The following is a 5,350-nucleotide window of genomic DNA, read 5'->3' on the forward strand; positions in this document are numbered from 1 at the left end:
AAGGGATCAGGAGCGGTCAGTTTCCAACTAACAAACCGGTTCAAGCGGTCCCGCTCCGCGGGTCCATTTCAGTTGGCGCGCCGTATGCTGGAGATGGAAGTGGACAGTCGCTATGCCGACGTGATGGAGCGCGCGCTCTATAATACGGTTCTGGGCAGTATCGCTTTCGATGGGCGTCACTATTTCTATGTTAACCCGCTCGAAGTTCATCCCAAAACGCTGCGGTCCAATGGCATCTACAATCATGTCAGGCCGGTGCGGCAACGCTGGTTTGGCTGCGCGTGCTGTCCGCCGAACATCGCACGCCTTTTCACATCGATTGGTCATTACATCTATACGCCATGCTCCGACGCGCTCTACATCAATCTCTACATTGGCAATAGCGTGGCATTATCGGTTGGCGGGCATACGCCTGCGGTTGCTCATGAGCGGCAACTATCCTTGGAGGGACGAGGTGGAAATCGCCGTGGAATCTGCACAGCCGATCGCCCACACGCTCGCCCTGCGCCTGCCGGAATGGTGCAGCGCGCCGGCGGTGAGCCTGAACGGCGAACCTGTCCATTGCGAGTCGCGTAAGGGCTATTTGCACATTCACCGCACGTGGCGGCAGGGAGATCGCGTCAAACTATCGCTGCCGATGCAAGTACGCCGCGTATACGGTCATCCGCAACTTCGCAATTTGGCCGGCAAGGTGGCTATCCAGCGCGGCCCTTTGATGTATTGTGTGGAAGAAGCCGACAACGGGCCCGAGTTACACAACCTTTGGCTTCCTGCAGAAAGCCGGTTTTCGCTTGTCGAAGGTACTGGTCTCTTCGACAAGATTTTGCTGCAGGCTGACGGGTCCCGGTTGCAACACACGCATTCTGAAGAAACGGCACTTTGTCAGTACGACAAAGTGCCTGGACAGCTACAACCGCAGCGGCTGACATTCATTCCATGGTTCAGCTGGGCTAACCGCGGCGAAGGCGAAATGCGGATTTGGATTAAGGAGCGCTGACGCCGATGGCTGAGTGGCGCGTCCGTGAAGTTAATGCGTCGCCCGTGAAGTGCCCTTTAGGCCTTGATCGCGGATTCAATTTCCTAGCAACACGTGCCGCGGCGCCGCTCTGCAATTCCCTCGTTGAAGGCCGTTACCGGGCTTCTCGCGCCAGGGTTGTGACGGATGGCCTTTCCGCCACGCCTAACCCATTGACAGCACATACCCTCGACAACCTACCCCAACTAGCAACATCCCTGCCGCGTCGCGCCGTTGTGCATGCGTTTGAGCCTGGCGATCGTCTAAGATCATCGGTTTTCAATTTCGCCGGCTCGGGCGTGGCAGCGGCTCGTTCAATCCGGCTTCTATGAGCACGCGCCACCGCGCCCGGCTCCCGCCTGCCACGCGACCTCACAGAACCCTCAAGATCCCGAATCGATTTTTCGACGATTGAGAGGAAGTCGGCTTTTGGAGGGCCGACCATGGGGAACGCGACGCCGGATTGCGAAGACGAGCTCGAGCCTTGGCTGAAGCCATTCCCGGATCGCTTGGGTCATAAGGCGCGGCGACAGATGTGTCCGCGTTACATTGCCGGGTTGATCGGCCCTGGTGAGCGCAAAAACATTCAACCGATGGCGTAACGCTCTGCAGCGCGCGAATACGATCAGCTGCACCATTTCATCGCTGATGGCGTCTGGGATGCGAAGCCGTTAGAGACAGAGCTGCTCAATCAGGCCGACCGGCTCGTCGGCGGCGATGATGCGGTGCCGGTTATCGACGACACCGCGCTGACGAAGAGGGGCGAACACTCGGTCAGTGTCGCGGCTCAATATGCCTCGGGCGTTGGCAAAATGGCAATTGCCCAACGTTGGCGTCGCTGACGCTTGTGCGCGGTGAAGTACCAGCGATGATCGCATTGCGTCTCTTCCTACCCGAGAGTTGGACCAGCGATACCGCAAGTTTGAAGCGCGGCGGCGTACCAGTCGAATACCGAACCCCACGATCCAAGCTTTTGGCCGAGATTGATCGCGCGATGGTAGCCGGCGTGCGGTTCGGTTCCGCTGGCCGATACAGGATACAGCCTCAGTGCGCCGTTTCGGCAAGGGGGCACGACGCGGGCTGGCCTGGGCCGATGGCATCCCTCGTCACCTGAAGGTGGACCCGGTCGGCGTCAAGCTGATCTGGCCGCTCGCAATGCGAGGGCGTCCCCGCAAGCGGTCCATTCCGGACATCCTGTCGCGCCCGCCGAAGACATGCTCGCGTGATCAAGCCCGAGCTCCTCTTTCAACTGCTGATGCGCCTGGATCGGACGCGCACGCGTTCGGCACGCTCGACTTCCAGATAACTGAAAGCAGGCGCGCCACCCCGGCCGATTCGACCACAGGCGATAGCTCGTCAGGACTGCGAAGATTGATGGCTGGAATCCGAGGGGCAAAGAGTTCGAGAGTCCGCCATCATCTCGGGCGTATCGGAGCTGACCCTTGCTTTCTTGATGCGCGGACCATCTTGCGGTGCGTCAGCCGTGTTCGGATTATCTACGATGGCTGTCCGATAGTCAGCTAGATTGCCGCCCAGAAACAAGACCTCGGTCTCCTCGGTCGGTATTCCCCTCACCCAATCTCGCAGCTCCTCATCTCCGGGAGCATGCCCACGCTCTAAAATATCGTTGATTTTTTTGATCGGCCAAGCGGTGACGCTTGGTACCGTGTAGGTGTGCAGCTTCTTAGCATTCTTTGCAATCGCCTTCGCGCCATTCTCACTGTCGTCCTTTGAAAGGAGCAGTCGTGAGGGGTCCTGGCACAATGACACAAAAGCACTCTCTCTAAGGCCTTTGGTATGCCATGCAGCGAGGCGCGCCATATCAATTTCGTCCTCTCTTTCGTCGTCCGAGCAGATAGCAGCCTTTGAAACATGCGGGGTCGCGTGAGCACGCAAATCCGCTAAGGAACGCACATGCGCGATGGCACTCACCTCCTCCTCTAGGAGGGGCTCGCAATCGATGTCCTCGTTCTGAAAACGGTGCAGCGGCAGATACGATGATGCCACCACGTCGTCGAAGATGCGGTCGCCGTCAACACTGCCGGCACAAGATCCGGTGGTTCGTGGCCACTGTACTGCTCGCTGCGCAGCGAGTTTGATCTCGTTCTTTAGCGCCTTAACGTTCGCTCCGGTTAGCGATCCGGCAAGTTCGGCGCGCCCCCTGACAAAGGAAGCGGCCGGGCACCGCTCGCTTTCCTGGATAGCGCACGCTCTCAGAGTGCCTTTCGTCATGGTCGAGGGTGATCCAATCCCGGAATCCATCAAAGCGACAGCTGAATCCGATGTTCGGTGGATTGGCCGCAACTCACTCAGCTGCTGCTCAAAGTTCGCTTGATCCGGGGACGGGTGTGCTGGTGAGCTGGTTTGTGCGCTCAGGTCGCCCGGCTGTTGCTGCGCCCGCTGCCGCTGCCGCAGGAGATCGTCAGCTTCAATGGAGTCTTTTGCGGTGTTGGGTGGATCGATATTCATCTGTTCCCCTCCAGCATGGGTCATTTCAGGCTTTCGAGAAGCTGACGAGTCAGGAAGGAATGCGACCGACGCCCAACTTTTCGGGCGCTTCCCCGCTCGGCTGCCGTCGCTGCGGAGGAGATCCGTGCGCCGGATCCCTTGGTCGCTCTCCTCTGACGAAGCGTGCGGCAATTCCTCGAGCAGCTGCTCAAAGCTCGCTTGCGAGCTCGCGTCGTCCGACTCTTGACCCGGCGGAATCTCGGCATTCTGCGGAGCCGATCCTGATAGTGATGGGTTCACCTGCCGAGGATTGAAGTGCGAGCCGTCCATACCGTTCTCCATTCGAAATCAAGCTGCAGATCTATGCAGCCCAGCTCAGATCTGGCGCAAGCAGCACAGAGGCCCGCAAGTTTGAGACACGAATCATGTGAACCTCGGAAAGAGCAACTTGCGCCCTAGTAAACAGGCGACAATCGCGTCCCGATCTCCGGGCTCAATGTAGGAGATCTAGCTTTCGGCAAGCTGACGAAACCATGCACCCTAAAGGCCCGTTCTTGGGGGCCGTCGCTACGGTGACGCTCCTGCGGCTGCTTCTTTTTTCCAGGTGTCGCTTTCGCGAGAGATTCGGTCTGCGCGGCGGTTTCTGATCCAGCGGGTTTGCGCCGGGCCGCCATAATCCTATCGCTGCTCGAATCCAGCCAATGTAAGCCGCCTACAGTGAGGGGGTGGGCGGCTTCGTCGTGAGGTTGATAGCTTGCGACAGAGGCTCGCGGCGCCCGTCGCGGAGACCGTCGAAGTTACCTCCGTGGCGGCGACAAGCGAGACATACGTCCCGCCTAGAGCGGGGACGTCATGTTCTTTGCGGTTTGCTATCGAGCTCTGAACATGACCGAAATCGAGATTAGGAAGAATCGGCGGAACGCGGCCAGAGCTATTGACCTTCAGCAGCTTCGACTGGCCGTTGCTGCTTGCGACTACGGAAGCTTTGGACGCGCCGCCGAAGTGCTTTCGATCAAGCACACGGTGCTGAGCCGTTCCGTCGGTCAGCTTGAGCATCTGGTTGGGACTTCGCTGTTCGACCGCTCGAGCGGGGGGATCAAGCCCACTCTCGCTGGCCGAGCAGTTCTGCGAATTGCCCGTTTGATTTTGGAACAAGTCGATGCGCTCGTCGACACGGGAGTATCCAATGGACGCGGCGAATCCGGTCTCCTTACCATTGGCTTCTGCACATCCATTTCGACCGGGAATTTGCGGGCGACGATAGGTGAGCTCAAGAAGCTGCTACCACGGCTCGAATTGGCAACGATGGAACGCTCTCGCTTCGGTCTGATGACTGCCCTCCGTAACGGAACGGTCGACGTTGTCGTTAGCCCTGGACGTCTACCTTCAAAAGACACCAGATCACTACTGCTCTGGAGCGAACGCATTCTGATCTCGCTGCCGCAGGATCACTGCCTGGCGGCACGCGAGATCATCTATTGGACCGATTTGCGTAAACGAAAAGATCCTTCTAAGTGAGTATGATCCCGGACGAGAGCTCGAGGATCTCTTGATTTCGAAGCTCGTTCTACCTGACGATCGCCCCGCCGTAGAGCGCCATGACGTAAGCCTTGGCATCATCAAGAGTCTGACGAGTATGGGCATGGGGCTCAGTCTAGTGATGGAATCGGATATTGGTGCAAGTTTCGCTGGCCTTGTGTACCGGGAGTTGCAGGACGGAGCGGAGCCAAGCCGGGTGGACTTCTACGCGCATTGGCGCGACGACAATGAGAACCCGGCTCTGAAGCGTTTCCTCAATCTGTTGGCAGAACGCTAGGCCGTGTGGACTCTTGGGATTCTCAAATCAGATTGAACGTGATTCAAGGCTTTCTTTTAGGAGGAAGCCTT

2 protein-coding genes and 3 pseudogenes are annotated in these 5,350 nt (G+C 58.4%); 4 read left to right on the plus strand and 1 reads right to left on the minus strand.

From position 1 onward, the window contains the following. Window positions 1–72 precede the first annotated feature (72 nt). The 3 genes and pseudogenes from AAFX91_RS38690 to AAFX91_RS38700 all read left to right on the plus strand — a co-directional run. Window positions 73–312, plus strand: a pseudogene (locus tag AAFX91_RS38690) (beta-L-arabinofuranosidase domain-containing protein); the annotation flags it as partial. Continuing rightward, window positions 245–997: a beta-L-arabinofuranosidase domain-containing protein gene (locus AAFX91_RS38695; protein ID WP_283813548.1), complete on the plus strand. Its 753-nt coding sequence runs from the start codon at window positions 245–247 to the stop codon at window positions 995–997. The pseudogene AAFX91_RS38690 and the gene AAFX91_RS38695, both read left to right, overlap by 68 nt. Before the next feature lie 461 nt (window positions 998–1,458). Then, window positions 1,459–2,238 (plus strand): annotated as a pseudogene (locus tag AAFX91_RS38700) (IS701 family transposase); the annotation flags it as partial. A 133-nt stretch (window positions 2,239–2,371) separates the two neighbouring features. On the opposite strand, the gene AAFX91_RS38705 reads toward AAFX91_RS38700, so the two are convergent. Next, window positions 2,372–3,793, minus strand: a complete 1,422-nt coding sequence (locus tag AAFX91_RS38705; RefSeq protein WP_207231137.1) for a hypothetical protein — start codon at window positions 3,791–3,793, stop codon at window positions 2,372–2,374. A 555-nt stretch (window positions 3,794–4,348) separates the two neighbouring features. On the opposite strand from AAFX91_RS38705, the pseudogene AAFX91_RS38710 reads away from it, so the two are divergent. Then, window positions 4,349–5,279 (plus strand): annotated as a pseudogene (locus tag AAFX91_RS38710) (LysR family transcriptional regulator). The last annotated feature ends 71 nt before the right edge of the window (window positions 5,280–5,350 follow it).

The organism is Bradyrhizobium sp. 31Argb (genome assembly GCF_043638955.1).
GTDB lineage: Bacteria > Pseudomonadota > Alphaproteobacteria > Rhizobiales > Xanthobacteraceae > Bradyrhizobium.

Excerpts from the sequence above, each read along its gene's own strand:
- AAFX91_RS38695 (WP_283813548.1), top strand. The coding sequence starts at position 245 with ATGTCAGGCCGGTGCGGCAACGCTGGTTTGGCTGCGCGTGCTGTCCGC.
- AAFX91_RS38705 (WP_207231137.1), bottom strand. The coding sequence starts at position 3,793 with ATGGACGGCTCGCACTTCAATCCTCGGCAGGTGAACCCATCACTATCA.